The 19,709-nt window shown below is 72.4% G+C and carries 20 protein-coding genes; 13 read left to right on the top strand and 7 right to left on the bottom strand.

All coding sequences use genetic code 11. From position 1 onward, the window contains the following. The first annotated feature begins 76 nt into the window (after window positions 1-76). The 10 genes from FHS87_RS07015 (at window position 77) to FHS87_RS06970 (ending at window position 8,653) form a co-directional block, all read left to right on the top strand. On the top strand, window positions 77-829 hold the full coding sequence (locus FHS87_RS07015) for an SDR family NAD(P)-dependent oxidoreductase (RefSeq protein WP_184515461.1): 753 nt from the start codon (window positions 77-79) through the stop codon (window positions 827-829). After that, window positions 826-1,335, top strand: a complete 510-nt coding sequence (locus tag FHS87_RS24185) for a MarR family winged helix-turn-helix transcriptional regulator (RefSeq protein ID WP_184515458.1) — start codon at window positions 826-828, stop codon at window positions 1,333-1,335. The genes FHS87_RS07015 and FHS87_RS24185 overlap by 4 nt, the downstream gene beginning before the upstream one ends. Further along, window positions 1,332-2,141 carry an enoyl-CoA hydratase family protein gene (locus FHS87_RS07005; protein ID WP_184515455.1) on the top strand — a complete coding sequence of 270 codons (810 nt, stop codon included), beginning with the start codon at window positions 1,332-1,334 and terminating at the stop codon, window positions 2,139-2,141. The genes FHS87_RS24185 and FHS87_RS07005 overlap by 4 nt, the downstream gene beginning before the upstream one ends. Beyond that, entirely contained in the window at window positions 2,141-3,319 is a 1,179-nt protein-coding gene (locus FHS87_RS07000) for an acyl-CoA dehydrogenase family protein (protein WP_184515452.1), read from the top strand. The genes FHS87_RS07005 and FHS87_RS07000 overlap by 1 nt, the downstream gene beginning before the upstream one ends. Beyond that, complete coding sequence (locus tag FHS87_RS06995; RefSeq protein WP_246418146.1) at window positions 3,301-4,959, top strand: benzoate-CoA ligase family protein; 1,659 nt, start codon at window positions 3,301-3,303, stop codon at window positions 4,957-4,959. Before FHS87_RS07000 ends, FHS87_RS06995 begins: the two co-directional genes overlap by 19 nt. A 32-nt stretch (window positions 4,960-4,991) precedes the next feature. Beyond that, entirely contained in the window at window positions 4,992-5,534 is a 543-nt protein-coding gene (locus FHS87_RS06990) for an acyl-CoA thioesterase (protein WP_184515449.1), read from the top strand. Beyond that, window positions 5,531-5,932 carry a RidA family protein gene (locus FHS87_RS06985; RefSeq protein WP_184515446.1) on the top strand — a complete coding sequence of 134 codons (402 nt, stop codon included), beginning with the start codon at window positions 5,531-5,533 and terminating at the stop codon, window positions 5,930-5,932. The genes FHS87_RS06990 and FHS87_RS06985 overlap by 4 nt, the downstream gene beginning before the upstream one ends. Before the next feature lie 334 nt (window positions 5,933-6,266). Further along, a complete protein-coding gene (locus FHS87_RS06980) occupies window positions 6,267-7,481 on the top strand; it encodes an NADP-dependent isocitrate dehydrogenase (RefSeq protein ID WP_184515443.1) in 1,215 nt (404 codons plus the stop codon). 96 nt (window positions 7,482-7,577) lie between these two features. After that, a complete protein-coding gene (locus FHS87_RS06975) occupies window positions 7,578-8,258 on the top strand; it encodes a DUF599 domain-containing protein (protein WP_184515439.1) in 681 nt (226 codons plus the stop codon). Between the two features lie 11 nt (window positions 8,259-8,269). Beyond that, entirely contained in the window at window positions 8,270-8,653 is a 384-nt protein-coding gene (locus FHS87_RS06970) for a hypothetical protein (protein ID WP_184515437.1), read from the top strand. Window positions 8,654-8,656: 3 nt separating this feature from the next. On the opposite strand, the gene FHS87_RS06965 is transcribed toward FHS87_RS06970, so the two are convergent. The 3 genes from FHS87_RS06965 to FHS87_RS06955 are packed head-to-tail and all read right to left on the bottom strand — an operon-like array spanning window position 8,657 to window position 12,013. Next, window positions 8,657-9,124, bottom strand: coding sequence for a hypothetical protein (locus FHS87_RS06965; RefSeq protein ID WP_184515433.1), 468 nt, complete (start codon window positions 9,122-9,124; stop codon window positions 8,657-8,659). Then, entirely contained in the window at window positions 9,121-10,800 is a 1,680-nt protein-coding gene (locus FHS87_RS06960; protein WP_184515431.1) for a peptide chain release factor 3, read from the bottom strand. The genes FHS87_RS06965 and FHS87_RS06960 overlap by 4 nt, the downstream gene beginning before the upstream one ends. 43 nt (window positions 10,801-10,843) lie before the next feature. Next, a complete protein-coding gene (locus tag FHS87_RS06955) occupies window positions 10,844-12,013 on the bottom strand; it encodes a multidrug effflux MFS transporter (protein ID WP_184515429.1) in 1,170 nt (389 codons plus the stop codon). Window positions 12,014-12,181: 168 nt separating this feature from the next. On the opposite strand from FHS87_RS06955, the gene FHS87_RS06950 reads away from it, so the two are divergent. Continuing rightward, a complete protein-coding gene (locus tag FHS87_RS06950) occupies window positions 12,182-12,628 on the top strand; it encodes a hypothetical protein (protein ID WP_184515426.1) in 447 nt (148 codons plus the stop codon). 49 nt (window positions 12,629-12,677) lie between these two features. On the opposite strand, the gene FHS87_RS06945 is transcribed toward FHS87_RS06950, so the two are convergent. From FHS87_RS06945 to FHS87_RS06935, 3 genes are all read right to left on the bottom strand, one after another. After that, window positions 12,678-13,271, bottom strand: a complete 594-nt coding sequence (locus FHS87_RS06945; protein WP_312861904.1) for a YcbK family protein — start codon at window positions 13,269-13,271, stop codon at window positions 12,678-12,680. Beyond that, window positions 13,268-14,767: a L,D-transpeptidase family protein gene (locus FHS87_RS06940; RefSeq protein ID WP_246418138.1), complete on the bottom strand. Its 1,500-nt coding sequence runs from the start codon at window positions 14,765-14,767 to the stop codon at window positions 13,268-13,270. Before FHS87_RS06940 ends, FHS87_RS06945 begins: the two co-directional genes overlap by 4 nt. Window positions 14,768-14,861: 94 nt before the next feature. After that, a complete protein-coding gene (locus tag FHS87_RS06935; protein WP_184515420.1) occupies window positions 14,862-15,092 on the bottom strand; it encodes a hypothetical protein in 231 nt (76 codons plus the stop codon). Window positions 15,093-15,321: 229 nt separating this feature from the next. Here FHS87_RS06935 and FHS87_RS06930 point away from each other — a divergent pair, with 229 nt between their 5' ends. Continuing rightward, window positions 15,322-16,530 carry a hypothetical protein gene (locus FHS87_RS06930; RefSeq protein WP_184515417.1) on the top strand — a complete coding sequence of 403 codons (1,209 nt, stop codon included), beginning with the start codon at window positions 15,322-15,324 and terminating at the stop codon, window positions 16,528-16,530. A 67-nt stretch (window positions 16,531-16,597) separates the two neighbouring features. Continuing rightward, window positions 16,598-17,317, top strand: a complete 720-nt coding sequence (locus FHS87_RS06925) for a DUF1028 domain-containing protein (protein WP_184515414.1) — start codon at window positions 16,598-16,600, stop codon at window positions 17,315-17,317. A 7-nt stretch (window positions 17,318-17,324) separates the two neighbouring features. Here FHS87_RS06925 and FHS87_RS06920 read toward each other — a convergent pair whose 3' ends face one another. Further along, window positions 17,325-19,688: a putative bifunctional diguanylate cyclase/phosphodiesterase gene (locus FHS87_RS06920; RefSeq protein ID WP_184515411.1), complete on the bottom strand. Its 2,364-nt coding sequence runs from the start codon at window positions 19,686-19,688 to the stop codon at window positions 17,325-17,327. Window positions 19,689-19,709: the final 21 nt, after the last annotated feature.

Below are 19,709 nucleotides of genomic sequence, written 5' to 3'. Positions count from 1 at the left end.
CAACTTTTCGGGCGTTCAACAGGCTTGCGGCGGCTCGCGGAAACATTTTAGGCTTCAAGGATCGAGGCGGCATCGGATGAGCGGCTTGAGGGATCGGCACGCGATCGTGACGGGAGGCGGGTCGGGCATCGGCCTGGCCATCGCCGCCGCGCTCACCGGGGCGGGCGCCCGCGTCACCGCGATCGGACGCCGCGAGGGTCCGCTCCGCGCCGCGGTGGAGGCAGGACATGCGGCCGGCTTCGAGATCGCCGATGTCACGGCCGAGGGCGCCTTCGCCGCGGCACTCTCCCGCTGCGGCGCACCCGCCATCCTAGTGAACGCCGCCGGCGCGGCGGAGAGCGCGCCCTTCCTGCGGACCGGCGACGATCTCTGGGACCGGATGCTGCGCGTGAACCTGCTCGGCGCCGCCTCCGCCACGCGCGCCGTTCTTCCCGCCATGCTGGCCGAGGGCTGGGGCCGCGTGGTGAACATCGCCTCCACGGCCGCGCTGCGCGGCTATCCCTATGTCACCGCCTACACGGCCGCGAAGCACGGGCTGCTCGGCCTGACCAGGGCCCTCGCGCTGGAGGTGGCGGCCAAGGGCGTCACCGTGAACGCGGTCTGCCCCGGCTTCACCGAGACCGACATCGTCGCCGAGAGCGTTGCTCGGATCATGGAGAAGACCGGCCGCGGCGAGGCCGAGGCGCGGGCCGAGCTGGCCCGGCACAACCCGCAGGGCCGGTTGGTGCAGCCGCATGAGGTCGCCGCCGCCGTGCTCTTCCTCTGCGGGGAGGCGGCAGGCGCTGTGAACGGGCGCGCCCTCGCCATCGACGGGGGCGAGGTGCCGTGAGCCCGCCCGATACCCATGTCGATGCCGAGACCGCGCTCGCCCACGCGCCCGCCGGGCACAAGGACGATCTCCGCCTATGGCTGCGCCTGCTCTCCTGCGCCCGGCTGATCGAGGCCGAGATCCGCCGCCGCCTGCGCCTGAACTTCGACACCACCCTGCCCCGCTTCGACTTCCTCGCCCAGCTCGAGCGCGCGCCGGACGGCCTCACTCCCGGCGAGATCAGCCGGCGCATGATGGTGACCGGCGGCAACGTGACCGGCCTCGCCGCCCGTCTGGAGGAGGAGGGGCTGATCGAGCGCCGCGCCGTGCGGGAGGACCGTCGTGCCGTGACGCTGCGCCTCACGCCCGGCGGGCGGCGCGAGTTCGCGCGGCAGTCGGCGGCGCATGAGGGCTGGGTGGCGGAGCTTCTCGGCGGGCTCTCCGCCACCGACCGCGCCTCCCTGCTCCGCCTGCTCGACCGCACGCGGCGCGGCGTGCGCGCGGCCATCTCGGAGGACGGGGAATGACACTCGGCGGTTTCGAGGCACGGCATGTCGGGCTGAGCGTGGAGGGCGGCGTCGCCACGATCCTCCTCGACCGGCCCGAGCGGAAGAACCCGCTGACCTTCGATTCCTATGCCGAGCTGGTCGCCCTGTTCCGCGCCGCCGCCGGGGATGATGAGACCGGGGCCATCGTCATCTCCGGCACGGGCGGCAACTTCTGCTCGGGCGGCGACGTGCACGAGATCATCGCGCCGCTGCTGGAGCGCGACACGAAGGGGCTGATGCGCTTCACGGCGATGACGGGCGATCTCGTTAAGGCCATGCGCGCCTGCCCGCAGCCGATCGTCGCGGCGGTGGACGGGGTGGCAGCGGGGGCCGGCGCGATCATCGCCATGGCCTCCGACCTCCGCCTCGCGACGCCGCGGGCGAAGGTGGCCTTCCTGTTCAACCGCGTCGGCCTTGCGGGCTGCGACATGGGGGCCTGCGCGATGCTGCCGCGCATCATCGGCCAGGGGCGCGCCTCCGAGCTGCTCTTCACCGGCCGCTCCATGTCCGCGCAGGAAGGGCTGGACTGGGGCTTCTTCTCGCGCACGGTCGAGCCGGAGGCGCTGATGGAGACCGCCGCCGGGCTCGCACGGAGCATCGCGGAGGGGCCGGCCTTCGCCAACGCCATGACGAAGCGGATGCTGGCGATGGAATGGGCCATGTCGATCGAGCAGGCGATCGAGGCGGAGGCGGTCGCCCAGGCGCTCTGCATGACGACGAAGGATTTCCGCCGGGCCTACGAGGCCTACGCGGCCAAGCGTCGCCCGGTTTTCAGGGGCGACTGATGGCCGACCGCGACTTCCTTCTCTGGCCCTTCCTCGAAACCCGGCACAGGGACTGGGCGGAGGAGGTCGAGGCCTGGGCGGCAGCGAATGCCGCGCGCCTCTCGGAGGGCGACACGGACGAGGCCGTGCGAAACCTGACCCGCGCGATGGGCGAGGCAGGGCTGCTCCGCATGGCCGTGCCGGAAAGCGGCAGGCTCGACGTGCGCAGCCTGTGCATCGCGCGGGAAACCCTTGCTCGCCACTCCGGCCTTGCGGATTTCGCCTTCGCCATGGCGGGTCTCGGGACGGGCTCCGTGACGCTCTTCGGCGACCCCGCGCTGCGCGAGGCCTGGCTTCCCGCGGCGCGCGCCGGGACCTCCCTCGCTGCCTTCGCGCTGAGCGAGCCCGAGGCGGGCTCGGATGTCGCGGCCCTCTCCACCACCGCGACGCGCGAGAGCGACGGCCACTGGCGGATCGACGGCAGCAAGACCTGGATCAGCAATGGTGGCATCGCCGCGACCTATGCTGTCTTCGCGCGCACGGGGGAGGCGCCCGGTGCCAGAGGGCTGACGGCCTTTCTCGTGCCCGCCGGCACGCCGGGCCTCACCATCGCCGAGCGGATCGAGGTCTCGGCGCCACACCCGCTCGCGACCCTGCGCTTCGAGGGAGTGCGCGTGCCCGATGCGCACCGGCTCGGCGCGCCGGGCGAGGGCTTCAAGGTGGCCATGGCCACGCTCGACGTCTTCCGCGCCACCGTCGGCGCCGCGGCGCTCGGCTTCGCCCGCCACGCGCTGGACCTGACGGTGGCCCGCGCCTCGGGCCGCCAGCTCTTCGGTGGCCCCCTCTTCGACCAGCAGATGACCCAGGCCGCCATCGCGGAGAGCGCGGTGGATGTGGAGACCTCCGCCCTCCTCGTCTATCGCGCCGCCTGGCTGAAGGATTCGGGCGCGCCCCGCGTCTCGCGGGAGGCGTCCATGGCCAAGCTCCACGCGACGGAGGCCGCGCAGCGCGTGGCCGACCGCTGCGTGCAAATCCACGGGGGTCACGGCGTCGTCCGCGATCACCCGGCGGAGAAACTGTACCGGGAGGTACGCGCGCTGCGCGTCTACGAGGGTGCCAGCGAAGTGCAGCGGATCATCATCGCCCGTGCGGAACGTGCGCGGGCCGAGGAGGCGGCACGATGCAAACCGACACCATGATCGCCGCCTGGTCCGGCGCGACGCCGGACTTCGCGCCGAGCGCCCATCTCGACAGCTTCCCGCGCGACAACCTGCCCCCGCGCGAGCAGTGGCCCGAGCTTCTCTTCGACCTCGACGACTACCGCTATCCCACCCGCCTGAACTGCGCCGTCGAGCTGCTGGACCGCAATGTCGAGAGGGGCCGGGGCGACCATCCCGCCATTATCACGCCGGAGGAGACGCTCACTTACCGGCAACTGCAGGAGCGCGTGAACAGGATCTGCAACGTGCTGACGCGCGAGCTCGGCATGGTGCCGGGCAACCGCGTGATGCTCCGCAGCGCGAACAACGCCTGGATGACGGCGACCTATCTCGCCGTGCTGAAGGCGGGCGGCGTGGTCGTGGCCACCATGCCGCTGCTCCGCGCGAAGGAGCTGGGGCAAATGCTGGAGAAGGCGCGGGTCAGCCACGCCCTGTGCGACGCGAAGCTGCGCGAGGAGATGGACAAGGCCGCCGCGGCGTCGGGGCATCTTCGCCATCTCGCCTTCTGGGGAGACGGCGATCTCGAATCCCGCTGCGCGGCCCAGCCGGCGGAGTTCACCGCCTGCGACACCGCGGCCGACGACGTGTGCCTGATCGGCTTCACCTCGGGCACGACCGGCCTGCCCAAGGGCACGATGCACTTTCACCGGGACATGCTGGCGATCTGCGACGGCTATTCCCGCCACGTCCTGCGCCCGGGGCCGGATGACCGCTTCATCGGCTCGGCGCCTCTGGCCTTCACCTTCGGCCTCGGCGGCCTCGTGCTCTTCCCTTTCCGCGTGGGCGCCACGGGCATCCTGCTGGAGAAGGCCGGGCCGGACGAGCTGCTGTCCGCGATCGAGAAGTACCGTGCCACCATCACCTTCACCGCCCCGACCGCCTATCGCGTGATGGCGGGCAAGGCGGAGGGCTTCGACCTCTCCTCCCTCCGCAAATGCGTCTCGGCCGGGGAAACCCTGCCGCGCGCGATCTTCGACGCGTGGGAGAGGGCGACGGGCATCCGGCTGATGGATGGCATCGGCGGGACGGAGATGCTGCACATCTTCATCGCCGCGCCGGAGGACTCCCTGCGCCCGGGCTGCACCGGCCTTCCCGTGCCCGGCTATCAGGCCCGCGTGGTGAATGCGGACGGGCGGGAGGTGCCGCGCGGCACGCCGGGATGGCTCGCCGTGCGCGGCCCGATCGGCTGCCGCTACCTCGACGATCCCCGGCAGGCCGACTACGTCCGCGGCGGCTGGAACATCACCGGCGACGTCTACATCCAGGACGAGGACGGCTACTTTCGCTACCAGGGCCGGGGCGACGACATGATCGTGGCCGCCGGCTACAACATCGCCGGGCCCGAGGTGGAGGGCGCGCTCCTCACCCACCCCGCGGTGCGCGAGTGCGGCGTCGTCGGCGCGCCGGACGGCAAGGGCGGGATGCTGGTGAAGGCCTATGTCGCGCTGCGGCCCGGTCACGAGCCGGGCGAGGCGCTCGCGAAGGCCTTGCAGGAGCATGTGAAGGCCGAGATCGCGCCCTACAAGTATCCCCGGGTGATCGAGTTCCTCGAAGCCCTGCCGCGCACGGAATCCGGCAAGCTCCAGCGCTTCGCCCTGCGGCGGATGGCCAATCCATGACCCCGGGGCAACCCTTGCCCCCGGGGCAATCCTTGCCCCCGGGCCAGCCCCTGGCCCCGGGCGAATCCTTCGCCCCGGACGGAGCCGAGCGCGGCGGGGCGCCACGCCCCGCGCCCATCCCCGCCTCCGCCCTGCCCGCGGCGGCATACCGCGCCGCGGCGCGCATCCGCTTCGGCCATTGCGACCCCGCGGGGATCGTCTTCTTCGCCAACTGGTTCGTCCTGGCGAACGGGGCGATGGAGGACCTGTTCCGGGAGAGGCTCGGCATCGACTACCACGAGCTGCACGGGGCGCGCGGGATCGGCACGGGCTATGTCCACGCCGCCGCGACCTTCATGCGGCCGGGGCTGATGGGGGACGAGGTGGCGCTCACCCCGCTCATCCGCCGCGTCGGCGGCGCCTCCTACGCCATCGACCTGCACATCCATCGCGGGGAGGAGGAGCTGGCGCGGCTGGACCTCGTCACCGCCACCACCAACCTTGCCGCGCGCCGCAGCGTGCCGGTGCCGCCCGATCTCCGCGCCGCGCTGCTGCGCTACAGGGCCGAGTGCGGCGCCGAAGGAGGCCCCGAATGAGCAGCGGACTCGAGATCCTCCAGCCGCCGGGATGGCCGGCGCCGCGGGGCTACGCCAACGGCGTCGCTGGGCGGGGGCGCGTGGTGCTCGTCGGCGGGCAGATCGGCTGGGACGAGAGCGGCCGCTTCGCCGAGGGCTTCGTCGCCCAGGCCGAGAGGGCGCTGCGCAACATCCTTGCCGTGCTGGCCGAGGCCGGCGGGGGGCCGGAGCATATCGGGCGCCTTACCTGGTACGTGGTGGATATGGCGGAGTACCGGGCCAGCCTGCCCGAACTCGGCCGCGCCTACCGCTCGGTGATGGGCCGCAACTTCCCGGCCATGGCGCTGCTCGGCATCTCGGCGCTCGCCGAGCCGGAGGCGCGGCTGGAGATCGAGGCGACGGCCATCCTGCCGGACTGAGGCGGCCCAGGAAGGACAGGCCGCGGGCCGGGCAGCTCCCGCTCGGCCGCGCAGGAGCAGACAACGTGGCCGTCTGCCAGCCGGTTCGGCACGGTCGGTTCCCCGCAATGCGGGCATTCGCGGATCGGCTCCATCGCGCCCTCTCCAGGCCTCCCCCGGATCTGGGGGCAATCGCGGCCGGGGGAAGGGCGGGCGGGGCCGAAATGCCCGGCCCCGCCTTGAACGGTGCCGCCCCCGGTGCGAATGTCCGGCCCGCCGCGAGGGGGGCTCCCTTCCCGGCCCAGTTTCCGCATGGCGGGGAAGGCCCCGCCCTAGAAGCCCACGAGGATCGGCAATGGCCAAGATCAAGGTGAAGACCCCAGTCGTCGAGATGGACGGGGATGAGATGACCCGGATCATCTGGGGCTTCATCAAGGAGAAGCTGATCCTCCCCTATCTCGACATCGACCTGAAGTACTACGACCTCGGCATCGAGTACCGCGACCAGACGGACGACCAGGTCACGGTGGACGCGGCCAACGCCACCAAGCAGTACGGCGTGGGCGTGAAGTGCGCGACCATCACCCCGGACGAGGCGCGCGTGCGCGAGTTCAACCTCAAGAAGATGTGGAAGTCCCCGAACGGGACGATCCGCAACATTCTCGACGGCACGATCTTCCGCGAGCCCATCATCTGCCAGAACGTGCCGCGCCTGGTGCCGCACTGGTCCAAGCCGATCGTCGTCGGCCGCCACGCCTATGGCGACATCTACCGCTCGGTCGAGATGAAAGTGCCGGGCGCCGGCACGGTGAAGATGACCTTCACCCCCGAGGGCGGCGAGCCGCAGGAGATCGGCGAGTTCGCCATGCCCGCCACCGGCGGCGTCGCGATGATGATCCACAACCTCAACAAGTCGATCGAGGGCTTCGCCCGGGCCTCCTTCAACTACGGCCTGGCCCGCAATTACTCCGTCTATTTCAGCCACAAGAACACGATCCTGAAGGCCTATGACGGCTCCTTCAAGGACATCTTCCGCAAGATCTACGACGAGGAGTTCAAGGCCGAGTACGAGAAGCGCGGCCTGACCTACGAGGACCGGCTGATCGACGACATGGTCGCCTCCGCGCTGAAGTGGGAGGGCGGCTACATCTGGGCCTGCAAGAACTACGACGGCGACGTGCAGTCCGACATCGTGGCCCAGGGCTTCGGCTCGCTCGGCCTGATGACCTCCGTGCTGCTCTCGCCGGACGGCAACACGGTGGAGTCCGAGGCCGCGCACGGCACGGTGACGCGCCACTACCGCGAGCACCAGAAGGGCCGCGAGACCTCGACGAACCCGATCGCCTCCATCTTCGCCTGGACGCGCGGCCTCGCCTATCGCGGCAAGTTCGACAACACGCCCGATGTGGTGGACTTCGCCAACGCGCTGGAGAAGGTCTGCATCGAGACGGTCGAGAGCGGCCACATGACGAAGGACCTCGCCATCCTCATCGGCAAGGACCAGCCCTGGCTCAACACCCAGGCCTTCCTCGCCAAGCTGGACGAGAACCTGCAGAAGGCGCGGGGCTGACCCATCGCGCGCCCCTGCCGCTGCCAGGGCGGTTGCAAGCTTCGGGGGGCGGGCGCCGAGAGGCCCCGCCCCTCTCTTTTATCGCGGACCGATCCCATGCCCGGCTTCCTCACCGCGCTTGATCTCGCGGCCCTTGCCGTCTTCCTTCTCTGCTGGATCGGCTACTCGACCGTGGTGGACCGCGTGCCCTCCATCCGCCGGCGCAGCGTGATCCACGCGATGGACGAGCACCGCCGGCGCTGGCTGCTGGCCTCCATCCCGAAGGAGAACCGGATCGCGGACGTGGCCATCGTCGGCAACCTCATGTCCTCCACCTCCTTTCTCGCCAACACCTGCATCTTCATCATCGGCGGCGCCATGGCGCTGCTCGCCGCGCCCGATGTCGGGCGGCGCGTGCTGAGCGCCGTGCCCTATGTGCAGGCCCCCATGACGGACGGCGCCTGGGAGGCGCGGATCCTGCTCCTCCTGCTCATCTTCGTGCGCGCCTTCTTCGAGCTGACCTGGGCGCTGCGGCAGTTCAACTACGGCTCCATCCTCATCGGCGGCTATGGACAGACGCCCGCCGCAATTCCCGCGGCGGAGGTCGCGGCACAGGTGGTGAACCGCGCCGCGCGCCACTTCAACACGGGGCTGCGGGCCTACTACTTCGGCCTGGCCGTGCTCGCCTGGATGCTCCACCCCGTCGCGCTCGTCCTCGCCTCCCTCTGGGTGGTGAGGGAACTGCACCGGCGGGAGTTCCGTTCGGCCGTGCAGGCGGCGCTCGCAACGGCGGGATAGGGGGGATCGGGATGACGGGGTTGGTGCTCGGATGGCTGCTCCCGCCCGGCGAGAGACGGTCCCTGCTCGCCCTCGTCCCGCCCCGCTATGCGAGGGTGGTCGCGCATCACGTCACGCTGAAGCCCGGCGTGCGCCCCGGGCACCCGCTCCCGCGGGAAGAGGAAGGGGTGGTCGTCGGCGTCGCGGATGACGGTACGGGCGTGCAGGCCCTCGTCGTCTCGATCGGCGGCACGACGGACCGCTTCGATGGATCGACCTTCCATGTCACTTGGTCGCTCGGCCCCGGGCGGAAGCCGGTGGAGAGCAACGCCGTGATCGCCAAGCATGGCTGGATGGCGCTGGACCCGCCGCGCCCGATCCGGCTGGAGCCGGCGATCTTCGGCTCGGGAATGTAGCGCTCAGTCCGCCGGGCCGGTGAAGCCGAGCTTCCTGAGGGCGGCGATGGAGCGCTCGGCGGAGGTGTGGTGGACGAAGACGCCGCCCTTCGCCTCCCAGCCCTCCCAGGCCGAGGCGCGGTCGTCCACCAGCACATGGCCCGGCCCGGACCAGCGCGGCTTCTCCCGGCTCATGCAGGTGATGACGGGCACATGGGCGCCGAGCATCCGGGCCACCCACTGCTTCTTCTGCGCCGGCGCCCAGGAGCCCAGCGGCAGGCCGGTGAGGATGGTGGGGTGGTGCGGCTCGCAGAAACGCCAGAGCGCCTCCGCGTCGTGCATGAAGTCGAGCGTGTCGAAGAAGGCGGGCGCCTTGGCCAGCGCCGCCCACATCCGCTTCAGCGGCAGCTCCTCCGGCCGCTTGCCGGTCACCACCTTCACGCCCCGGTCGAAATCGGCGAGGACGCCGTCCAGGTCGAGGAAGAGGTTCACGCCGCCGCGTGCTGCTCGCGCAGCTTCAGGAACTTCAGCATCGGCCACTCCTCCTCCGCCCGGTTGCGGCGCCAGTCGGAGGTGAAGAAGGCGACCAGCGCCCCGTCATGGTCCTCCGCCGTGTCATGCGGCGCAGACTGGCGGAACTTCTCCATCGCCGCCTTATCGTCCGATACGACCCAGCGCATCATGCCCCAGGGCGTCGCCTCGTAGCGGCTGGGCACGGAGTATTCCGCCTTCAGCCGCTCGGCCAGCACGTCGAGCTGGAGCGCGCCGACCACGCCCACCACCGGCGGCGTGCCGTCCAGCGGGCGGAAGAGCTGCACAACTCCCTCCTCGGCGAGCTGCTCGAGCGCGGTGCGGAGCTTCTTGCCCACCATCGCGTCCTCGATCATCACGCGGCGCAGGATCTCGGGGGCGAAGCTCGGCACGCCCCGGAAGTTGATCTGCTCGCCCTCGGTCAGCGTGTCGCCGATCCGCAGGATGCCGTGGTTGGCGATGCCCACCACGTCGCCCGGCCAGGCCTCCTGCGCCACCTGCCGGTCCTGGGCGAAGAAGAAGAGGGGCGCGTTCACCGGTACCTGCTTGCCCGTGCGGGTCTGGCGCAGCCGCATCCCCTTCTCCAGCCGGCCGGAGCAGATGCGGAGGAAGGCGACGCGGTCCCGGTGGTTCGGGTCCATGTTCGCCTGGATCTTGAAGACGAAGCCCGTCAGCGCCGGCTCCTCCGGCTGCACGCGGCGCGTGTCGGCCGGGCGGGCGCCGGGATGCGGGGCGAAGCGGGCCAGGCCCTCCAGCAGGTGGCCGATGCCGAAGTCCCGCAGCGCCGAGCCGAAATAGACGGGGGTCATCGTGCCCTGGCGGAAGGCCTCGAGATCGAAAGCGGGGAAGGCGCTCGCCAGCTCCGCCCCCTCCCGCAGCACCTCGGCATCGGCGGCAGGGACCAGCTCGTCGATCTTGGAGTCGTCGAGCCCGGAGAGCCGCACGGGCTCGGAGCCCTCGGCCATCAGGTGCAGCGCCGGCTCGAGCATGTCGTAGGTGCCGAGGAAGCCGCGGCCCGAGCCCACGGGCCAGGCGGCCGGGGTGACGTCGAGCGCGAGGGTCTTCTCGATCTCGTCCAGCAGCTCGAAGACGTCCCGGCTCTCGCGGTCCATCTTGTTGATGAAGGTGATGATCGGGATGTCGCGCAGGCGGCAGACCTCGAAGAGCTTGCGCGTCTGCGCCTCGATGCCCTTGGCCGCGTCGATCACCATCACCGCCGCGTCCACGGCGGTGAGCGTGCGGTAGGTGTCCTCCGAGAAGTCCTCGTGGCCCGGCGTGTCCAGGAGGTTGAACACCACACCGTCGCGCTCGAAGGTCATCACGGAGGTGGCCACCGAGATGCCGCGGTCCTGCTCGATCTTCATCCAGTCCGAGCGGGTGCGGCGCCGGTCGCCCTTGGCGCGCACCTGGCCGGCGAGCTGGATGGCGCCGCCGCGCAGCAGCAGCTTCTCCGTCAGCGTCGTCTTGCCGGCGTCGGGGTGGGCGATGATGGCGAAGGCCCGGCGCCGCGAGGCCTCTCGCGCGACATTGCTCAGCGCGCCCGTGGGCACGACGTTGCTCAGCGCGCCCGTGGGCGCGACGTTGCCGGGCGCCGTGCCGGCGGCCGGCAGGGCCTCGATGGGGGTCGTCTGATCCATGGCCGCTATCTGGCGTCCCCGCGCGCCCGGCGCAACAAGGACCTTAGCCGTAGCGGCGCCGCAGCCCGTTCAGCATGACCGTGACCACCGCTCCGAAGAGGATCACCCCCGCCACCGGCCCCGGCGTGCCGTTCGCGAGCGCCCCGACCGCCGCGCTCCCCAGAGCGGCGACGGTGAATTGCAGCGTCCCCATCAGGGCCGAGGCCGTTCCCGCCCTCTGCCCGTGGCGCGCGAGGCTGCCGACGGCCGAATTGGGCATGATGAGGCTGCTGGCCGTCAGCATCAGCACGATAGGGGGAAAGAAGCCCCAGATCCCGCCCCAGCCCGTCCAGCTCACCAGCGCCAGCACCGACGCGCAGCCGAGTAGGGCCAGGGAGGCGGCCGTCAGCACCCTCCCCGCGCCGAAGCGCCCGACCAGCCACGGATTGACCTGCGCGCCCCCGATGAAGCCGGCCGCCGCGCAGCCGAAGAGGATCGCGAAGGAGCCGGGCGACATGCCGAAATGCTCGATGTAGATGGCCGGCGCGCCGCTGATATAGGCGAACATGCAGAACATCACGGCCGCGCCCAGCAGCGCATGGGTGAGGAAAACCGGCTCCGTCAGCACCCGGATGTAGTTCGCGAGAAGCGCCGCGGGGCCGTGCCGCAGCCGCCGCTCCGGCGGCAGCGTATCGGGCAGCAGCCACCAGACGAGCAGTCCCGAGAGCGCGCCATAGGCCGCCATCACCCAGAAGATGGACCGCCAGCCCGCCACCCCGAGCAGCAGCCCGCCGAGCGAAGGCGCCAGGATCGGCGCCGCGCCCATCACGAGGATCAGGCGGGACATGATCCGCGCCGCCTCCAGCCCCGTCACCTTGTCCCGCACGATGGCCCGCGGGATGACCGAGCTGGCCGAGGCGCCGAAGGCCTCCAGGAAGCGGAAGGCGGCCAGCCACCCCATGCTCGGCGCCAGGGCGCAGCCGATCGTGGCCAGGGTGTAGAGCACCGTCCCTACCATCAGCGGCCCGCGGCGCCCGAAGCGGTCGGACAGCCCGCCCTGCGTCACCTGCCCCACGGCAAGGCCGAGGAACCAGGTCGCCAGCGTGACCTGCGCCCCGCCCGTGCCGCTGCCGAACTCGGCCTCCATCATGGGGAAGCCGGGCAGGTACATGTCGGTCGAGATCGGGTTGATCGCCGTCAGGAAGCCGAGCAGCAGGGGAAGCCAGAAGGGCATGGTCTCTTTCGTCGCAGCGCCGGGCCTTGCTGCGCCGCGTCAGGGCGGATGGGAAGCCCCCTTTCGCCGGCACGGCTCCGCCGGGGCTCCCACCATTTCGTGAAATCACTTGCGAACGATTATCATTCCAGGCAACCTTCCGGACGGACCGACCCGGAGACACGACGCATGGCCACTCGCGGCCTTCCCACCTGGCCCTGGCACGACGCGACGCCCGAGGACCTGCCCCCGGCGGAGAGCCTGCTGCTCGATGCCGTCCGCGCCTGGGCGGAGGCGACCCGCGCCGGCGCCGCCGCCCTCCCGGCCATCCGCCTGCCCCTGGTGACGGAAGGAGTCGAGGAAGCCGCCCCCGCGCTGGACGCCTTGCTGCGCGCGCTTGCCTCGCCGTCCGCCCTCGGATGCCGCCTCTGCCACCGGATCACCGCGGCCGAGGGCGCCCTGTTGATGGGACTCGGCCTCGCCCAGCGCGGGACACGGCGGGAGGCGCTGGCCGCCTTCCTCCGCCTCGCCCCGCCGGCGGCGGCCTATGCGGCGCTCGGGCCCGCGCTTGCCCTCGGCATGGTGATGCGCCGGGCAGGGCTGCTGCTCGCCCACCCCCTCCGCGCCACGTCCTGAAGGCCGGCGCCGCGCCCCGTTCCTCCCGGGGCGCGGTGGCCGCCCGCGCCTACCAGCGGCGGGACTGCCCGCAGTCCAGATGGACGAAGCCGTCGCGGCGGTAGAGGCCGACGCCGCCCAGCCCCATGGTCGCCGCCAGCCGGGCCATGCCGTAGGAGTCCCGGCCGGGGATCCGCATGTCCCCCGCCATGCCCGACATGTGCAGCGAGGCGGTCGAGGCCCGGCTCGTCTGCCGGACGACCCCCGCATTCGTCTCGGGAGAGCGGTAGCCGCTGATCACCTCGAAGGGCTCGGTGGCCTCCATGCGGGCGGCGACGGCGTGCATCACGTCGAAGAGGCGCGGGTCCATCGGCGTCACCTCCTCCCGCGACAGGTCGCGGAAGACCCAGTCGAGCTGCCGGAGCGCCTCGGCCACGTGCTGGCCGTCCTGGAAGTAGACGCCGGAGAAGGAGTCGTCGGTGAAGGCGCGGCGCACGCTCAGCCGCCGCGTCCCGCGCGCCGCCTGCGCCTCCACGCGGCCGCCCGCGGTGGAGGCCAGCAGGCCCAGCCCCGTCGCCACGAGCGAGCGACGGCCGAGGCGCCGGTCGGCGCAGCACGGGCATTCCGGCTCATGGGGCCGGTTCCCCGAGAGGACGCGGATCACCGCACCACCCCGCCGGCCGAGGCGATGCGCGGCCCGCGCTCCATCTCGCGCGCATAGGCGGCGTCCAGCCCGTAGATGTCGGGGCGCACCCGCACCCGCGAGCCCTCGACGGTCACGGTGGTGTAGTGCAGCCGAACGGGAAGGCTGCGGCGCAGGGCGATCGTCACCGTCTGCTTGCCCTCATAGGCGCGCTGAATCCGCGCGGCGTCCCATCCCAGGCCATCAAGCGCGACCGTCAGCAACTCGTTGGGCTGTGAGAGGCGGATGCAGCCGGAGGAGAAGGCGCGGTCCGGCCGGGAGAAGAGGCTGCGGTCCGGCGTGTCGTGGAGGTAGATGTCGTCGGAATTGGGCATGATGAACTTGATCCGTCCGAGGGCGTTGCCGTCGCCGGCATCCTGTCGGATGAGATAGGGAAAGCGGTCGGCGCTCACGCTCGACCAGTCCACGGCCGTCGGGCTGACCTCCACCCGCTCCCCGCCCACGACGCTGTAGAGGCGGAAGCCCTTGGCGGCCATGCCCGCCGGGTCGCGGCGGAAGCGGGGCAGGAGATCCTCCCGCGCGTTGCGCTCGGGGACGCCCCAGCTCGGGTTGAACTGGATCGTGGTGAGGCGCGCGCGCATCGTCGGCGTGGCGCGCGCCGGCTTGCCGACGATGACGCCCATCCGCAGCAGCACCCGCTCCCCTTCCTGCACGGTGAGGAGGTAGTCCGGGATGTTCACCTCGATGCGGCGCTCGTCCCCGGGCCTCACCGCGTTGCGGCGCATGTCGAGCGCCGCGCGGATCTGCGCCGCCCGCGCCGAGGCCGGGCGATTGAGGAGGCCCTGGGTGATCGGGCCGACCTTGCCGTCCACCTCCAGCCCGTTCGCGGCTTGCCAGCGGCGCACCGCGGCCTCGAGCGAGGCATCGAAGGTGGCGCCGTCGCCGCCCCGCGTGGCGGCCAGCACGGGATCCTCCGCCCGCAACCGGGCGCGGAGGGCCGGGATGCGGAGCGGGTCCACCGTGCCGGGCTCGAGCATTGCGGCGCCGGCCGGGATCGTCGCCCAGCCGGCCGCTGCCTGGCTGCTGGCGCGGGCCAGCTCGGCGCGCAGGGCCGCGGCGTCCTCGGGCAGGTTCGCGGCGCGATCGATCAGCCGCGCGGGCTCGGGCGCCCCGACCAGCTCGGCCTGCCAGCGCGCGAAATCGGCGGCGACGGGATCGCGCAGGATGTCCCCCCGCCCCGGGGCCTGGCGCAGCCGCCCGAGGACGAGGTCGCCCAGCGCCGCATTGGCCGCGTGATAGACGCCCGCATGGAAGGCGGCGGGGTCCGTGCTGCCCATCGCATCCGGGGGAATGGAATAGGAGGCCGGGTCCAGCCCCTCGGCGCCGAGGCGCCGTAGGCGCGCGGCCAGGCGGAAAACGGAATCCCAGCTCTGCGGTCCCGGCCCGGCAGGAACCGCGGGCGCCGCCTCGGACCCGCCCTCGGACGCCAAGGGCTGGCCATGGCAGATGGCGGGCATCAGGCACGCCATGAGGCCTGAGAGAGCGTCTCTTCGTCGCATGCGCGAAGGCATAGCTCCCGGCGCCGCGCGCTGCAAAGCCGAAAGCAGGGTGCTAGCCCGAGATGACCCAGCCGATCAGCATCACGGCGGCGGAGCCGATCAGGACGGCTTTCGCGAGGGCCCACCACTCGCTCCGGCCGCCCTCCCCTTCCTCCGCGTGGGCGATGGGTCGTGAGGGCGGGAGCCGCGCGCTAGAGAGGCCGAGGGGCGCCCCCTCATCCAGCAGGAACGGGCCTTCATCGAGATGTGCTGCGTCTCGCGTGCGGGGGTGGTTGGCGAGCATTTGATTCCTCGGGGAAAGCGATCCCGAACCTCCCGGGCGGCCATGATGGTCGCCGGGACAGGGCCGGAGATTTCCGGTTCAGAGGGCATAACGTGCGGGGAGGCGGCCTGTTTGCGGGCAGCCCGAACGCGGGACGCGTTGCGGCACCGTTGCCACCACGGTGCCACCAAGGCGCGCTTCCCGCACGGCCCCGCTTGATCCGGCCGTCCAAGGCTTTAACCCTGGCGTCATGCGCGACACCTCTCCCGGCGACGACCACACCGCCAACCCGGCCTGGACCGGAGCCGCCCGTTTCCTGGAAGGGCGCATCCCGCCCGGCCAGACAGTGATCGCCCCCGCGGCATTCGAGGCCACGACCGGTGCCCTCGCGCCGCCCGATCCCGCCGTGCTGCCGGACTGGGCGGTGGTGGAGACTGCCGGGGCCGGCGCCCTTCCCGGCGCCCTGCTGCAGCGGCTCCTCGCCGAGACGACGCCCGTCTACGCGAACGAGGGCTACGTGGTCTTCGCACGGCGCCCCACCTTCGGCCTGGCAAGCCTCCGCAATGCGGCCCCGGTACGCGCGCTGGCCGATGCCGCGGCATCGGGCTCCACCCCGCCCTCGCCGCCCTTCGCGGGACCGGGCGCCGCCGAGGCCAGCGCTCCCGGGAGCGCCTTGCCGCCCGAGGCGGCCATCATGCCCTCCGCGCCCCCGCGCGCGCCCGAGATTCCGAAGGCCACCCTTCCGCCCGAGGCGCTCGCGCTCCGGGTTCCGCCCGCAAGGCAAGCCGATCCGCCCGCCCCTCCCTCGATGCCGCCGGGGATGCCCGAGATGCCGCGCATCCCGGTGCCACCCACCCCCGCGCTTAAGCCGGAACCGCCGCCGAGCAACGCCGCCGCCGCCCCCGCGCGGGGCGCCGCCGGCTGGGGCGGGCTGCCGGCGCGGATCGGTCCTCTGCTGGGGGAGGCCGCCGGGCGGAGGGTCGCGGCGATCGGCCACTCGCAGGACCTCGCAGCGGCCGCCCTTCCCCCTTCCGCCCTCATCTCGGCCGAGGGTCCGCAGCTTCCTCCGGCCTGCTTCGACCTCGCTCTCGTCCTCGCCGCGGCGGAGCCGCCGGCGCGGGAGCTGGCCGAGGCCGCGCGCCTGCTCCGCCAAGGCGGACTCGTCCTCGCCATCGCCGAGAATGCGGACTCCCTGGGCCGGCGCCTCGCCGCAGCGCTCGGACGCGCGCCCACGACGTCCGGCCTCTCCGCCGCGGCGCTGCGCGGGGCGGCGCAGGCAGCCGGGCTCGTGCCGGTGCGGCTGGAGGGACATTCGCTCGACACCTGGCGTGCCCAGTCGGATGCGCCCCCAGCCGGCCTGCTTCCCGATGCGCCCGCCGCGGCGCTGCTGGAGGAGGCGGGCGAGGCGGCCGGGCCCCGGCACGCCGCCTGGCTCCTGCTTCTCGCCCGCAAGAACTGACCCCACCCCCGGCCTCCGCCCGAACCCGCGCGAGGCCGGCGCCAACCCGGCAAGGGAGACCCCACCCATGACCTGGTCCATCGTGGCGCATGACCCCGCGAGCGGGGCCTTCGCCGTCGCCGTCACGACCTGCAGCTTCGCCGTCGGCGCGTCCTGCCCCCATCTCCGCGCGGGGGTGGGGGCGGTCTCCACCCAGTCATTCACCAATCGCTATCTCGGGCCGGCAGTGCTCGACGGCATGGCGCGCGGCTTAGCGCCCGCCGCCGCGATCGAGGGCGCGCTGGCCGGCGACGAAGGGCGCCATGTCCGGCAGATCCACGCCGTGGACCGCTTCGGCCGCAGCGCCGCCTTCACCGGCCAGAACTGCGTGGAATGGGCGGGGGACCGCGCGACGCCGGGCGTCTCCGTCGCAGGGAACATGCTGGCGGGCCCGGCCGTGCTGCACGACACCTTCGCGGCCTTTGCCGTGAGCGCCGACCAGCCCCTGCCGGAACGGCTAGCGCTCGCCCTCCGGGCCGGCGAGGCCGCGGGGGGCGACCGGCGCGGCCGGCAGTCCGCCGCCATGCGCCTCGTCACCACCGAGGACTTCCCCGACCTCGACATCCGGGTGGATGACCACCCCGACCCGCTGGAGGAGATGTCCCGCCTCCTGGCGATCTGGCGGCGGGACCGCGCGCCCTATCTCGACCGCCAGCCCCGCAAGGCCAATCCGTCGGGGGTGCTCGACATGGAGGCGACCGAGGCGGCCTGGAAGGCGGCCGGGCTGGACCTGCGCTTCCGGCGCTGAGCGGGGGTCAGGCCGCGCTGGAGTTCCGCGTCCCCAGCTGCGCCTCGAAGTCGGCCGCCGACATCGGGCGGCCGAACAGGTAGCCCTGCGCCTCGTCGCAGCCCTCGGCCTGCAGGAGGGAGAGCTGGCCCTCGTCCTCGACCCCCTCGGCATTGGTGGTCACGTCCAGCGCGCTGCCGAGCGCGATCACGGCCCGGAGCAGCGCAACGGCCCGGGCGTCATGAACGAGATGGCGCACGAAGGAGCGGTCCACCTTGATCTTGTCGAAGCGGAAGCGCTGCAGCGTGGCGAGGGAGGAGTAGCCCGTCCCGAAGTCATCCATCGCCAGCCGGACGCCGAGCGAGCGAAGGCGCGAGAGGATGCCGAGCGTCTCGGCGCTGTTGGCAAGCATCGCCGCCTCGGTGATCTCCAGCTCCAGGCACCGGGCGGGCAGGCCCGAGCGGGCCAGGGCGCGTTCCACCGTGTCGACGAAGCTCGCCTGGCGGACCTGATGCGCCGAGACGTTCACGGCGAGGCTCAGCCCGCCCCATCGCCGGGCCACATGGCAGGCCTCCTCGAGCACCCAGGCACCGATCGGCACGATCAGGCCGGTCTCCTCCGCCAGGGGGATGAACACGTCGGGGCCGATGACGCCGCGCGTCGGGTGGTGCCAGCGCAGCAGCGCCTCCGCCCCCTTGATCCGGCGCGTGGCGGTCGAGACCTGGGGCTGGAAGAGGATCGTCAGCTCCTGCCGCGCCATGGCGACGCGCAGATCGGCCACCAGGGCGCGGCGGGTCCGCAGCCGGTCGTTCATCGCGGGCTCGAAGATGCGGAGGCAGGAGCCGCCCTCCGCCTTGGCCTGGTAGAGGGCGAGGTCCGCATCCTGCAGCATGGCCTCGGGCTTGCCGTCGAAGCCGCCGGGGGCGAGCACCGCCGCGCCGATGGAAAGGCCGATCGACCGGTACTCCGACCCGATAGGGACCGGGTCCTCCATCGCGGCGAGCAGGCGGTTGGCGAAGCCCTCCAGCTGGGCTGGCTCCTCCAGGCCTGGGGCGACCAGCACGAACTCGTCCCCGCCCGTCCGCGCGAGCGTGTCCGTGGTGCGCAGGCAGGAGCGCAGCCGCGAGGCGACGACGCGCAGGACCTCATCCCCCATGGCATGGCCCAGCGTGTCGTTCACCTCCTTGAAGTGGTCGAGGTCGAGGGCGAGGACCACGAGCCCCGTCCCGTCGCGGCGCGCGGTCGCGAAGGCGAGGTCGAGCCTGTCGCCCAGCAGCGCCCGGTTCGGCAGCCCTGTCAGCGCATCGAAATTGGCGAGCCAGCGCAGCCGCTCGGAGAGGCGGCTGCGCTCCGCCGAGGCGTCCCGGAACAGCGTGCAGGCATCGGTCAGCTCCACCAGCTCGCGCGGCGCGCCCGGCGGCAGGGCGGGGATGGAGACGCTGAGATCTCCCCGGCCCAGCCGCCGCAGCGCATCGGTGAGGGCGGAGAGCATGTTTCCCAGGCGCCCGGCCGCGATCGCGGCCAGGGCAATACCCACCGCCAGCATCGCCGCCAGCGCCGCCACGATGGCCCCGACCGTCCGGTCCAGCGCCTCGGCACCGGCGCCCGCCGGCAGGAGAAGCAGGATGAAGGAGCGCGGCCGGGACGGATCCCGCACCGCCCCGCCCTCCAGGGGCGCGACCCGGGCCTGCCAGACCCTCTCGTCCAGCGAGAGGCTGCCCGTCCCGACGCGGTTGGCGGCCATGGCATCGAGCAGCCAGTTGGGCGCCCAGTCTGCCAGGGGCGATGTTGGCACGGGCAGGGTGCTGACGCCGACCGCCCCCTCCGTCAGCAGCATCAGCGCGCCCTTCTCGCCGAAGGCGAGGGCCTCGGCGAGTTCCTGGCTCATGAAGGCCGAGATGCGGACCTCGGCCCGGGTGCCGTCCGGCAGGTCGAGCGCCGCGACGCTCTCCGCCAGCGGCGGGCCGCCCACCTCGCAGCGCGCGGTGGGGAGGGAGGCGCAGCCATCGGCCAAGCGGTATACCCGGTCCGGGCGCCCGCCGCCGGGCACGCGAAGCTCAATGGCCTGGATCGATGGATCGGCGGCCTGAAGCTCGGCCAGGAGGGGACGGAGGCGGCCTGCCCCGCTCTCAGCGGGTAGGGCGCCCGACAGGGCCTCGTGCCGCGGCAGCAGCAGCGAGAGGGCGTCGAGCCGGCCCCGCAGCTCCGCCATGCGCGTCTCGAAGCGGGTGCCGGCCGCCTGGAGCGCGCGCGCCTCCATGTCGAGCTGCAGGCCGCGCACGAACCAAGCGACAACGGCCGCCATCGCCAGCAGACAGAGGAGCGAGGGCGCGGCCGAGAGGAAGACCATCCGCGACCGCAGCCCGTTGTGCGGCAAGAACCGCCCGATCATCCGCCGATTCCGATCCATTCG

The sequence above is a fragment of the Muricoccus pecuniae genome, assembly GCF_014199205.1.
GTDB classification, from domain to species: domain Bacteria; phylum Pseudomonadota; class Alphaproteobacteria; order Acetobacterales; family Acetobacteraceae; genus Roseomonas; species Roseomonas pecuniae.
The sequence above is the reverse complement of the archived record's forward strand: the minus strand, read 5'-3'. Positions and strand labels throughout refer to the sequence as shown.

What these genes read in the sequence shown, in the direction of transcription:
- FHS87_RS07015 (WP_184515461.1), top strand. Translation starts at nt 77, where the DNA reads ATGAGCGGCTTGAGGGATCGGCACGCGATCGTGACGGGAGGCGGGTCG.
- FHS87_RS07005 (WP_184515455.1), top strand. Translation starts at nt 1,332, where the DNA reads ATGACACTCGGCGGTTTCGAGGCACGGCATGTCGGGCTGAGCGTGGAG.
- FHS87_RS07000 (WP_184515452.1), top strand. Translation starts at nt 2,141, where the DNA reads ATGGCCGACCGCGACTTCCTTCTCTGGCCCTTCCTCGAAACCCGGCAC.
- FHS87_RS06995 (WP_246418146.1), top strand. Translation starts at nt 3,301, where the DNA reads ATGCAAACCGACACCATGATCGCCGCCTGGTCCGGCGCGACGCCGGAC.
- FHS87_RS06985 (WP_184515446.1), top strand. Translation starts at nt 5,531, where the DNA reads ATGAGCAGCGGACTCGAGATCCTCCAGCCGCCGGGATGGCCGGCGCCG.
- FHS87_RS06980 (WP_184515443.1), top strand. Translation starts at nt 6,267, where the DNA reads ATGGCCAAGATCAAGGTGAAGACCCCAGTCGTCGAGATGGACGGGGAT.
- FHS87_RS06975 (WP_184515439.1), top strand. Translation starts at nt 7,578, where the DNA reads ATGCCCGGCTTCCTCACCGCGCTTGATCTCGCGGCCCTTGCCGTCTTC.
- FHS87_RS06970 (WP_184515437.1), top strand. Translation starts at nt 8,270, where the DNA reads ATGACGGGGTTGGTGCTCGGATGGCTGCTCCCGCCCGGCGAGAGACGG.
- FHS87_RS06960 (WP_184515431.1), bottom strand. Translation starts at nt 10,800, where the DNA reads ATGGATCAGACGACCCCCATCGAGGCCCTGCCGGCCGCCGGCACGGCG.
- FHS87_RS06955 (WP_184515429.1), bottom strand. Translation starts at nt 12,013, where the DNA reads ATGCCCTTCTGGCTTCCCCTGCTGCTCGGCTTCCTGACGGCGATCAAC.
- FHS87_RS06950 (WP_184515426.1), top strand. Translation starts at nt 12,182, where the DNA reads ATGGCCACTCGCGGCCTTCCCACCTGGCCCTGGCACGACGCGACGCCC.
- FHS87_RS06940 (WP_246418138.1), bottom strand. Translation starts at nt 14,767, where the DNA reads ATGCCCGCCATCTGCCATGGCCAGCCCTTGGCGTCCGAGGGCGGGTCC.
- FHS87_RS06935 (WP_184515420.1), bottom strand. Translation starts at nt 15,092, where the DNA reads ATGCTCGCCAACCACCCCCGCACGCGAGACGCAGCACATCTCGATGAA.
- FHS87_RS06930 (WP_184515417.1), top strand. Translation starts at nt 15,322, where the DNA reads ATGCGCGACACCTCTCCCGGCGACGACCACACCGCCAACCCGGCCTGG.
- FHS87_RS06925 (WP_184515414.1), top strand. Translation starts at nt 16,598, where the DNA reads ATGACCTGGTCCATCGTGGCGCATGACCCCGCGAGCGGGGCCTTCGCC.
- FHS87_RS06920 (WP_184515411.1), bottom strand. Translation starts at nt 19,688, where the DNA reads ATGATCGGGCGGTTCTTGCCGCACAACGGGCTGCGGTCGCGGATGGTC.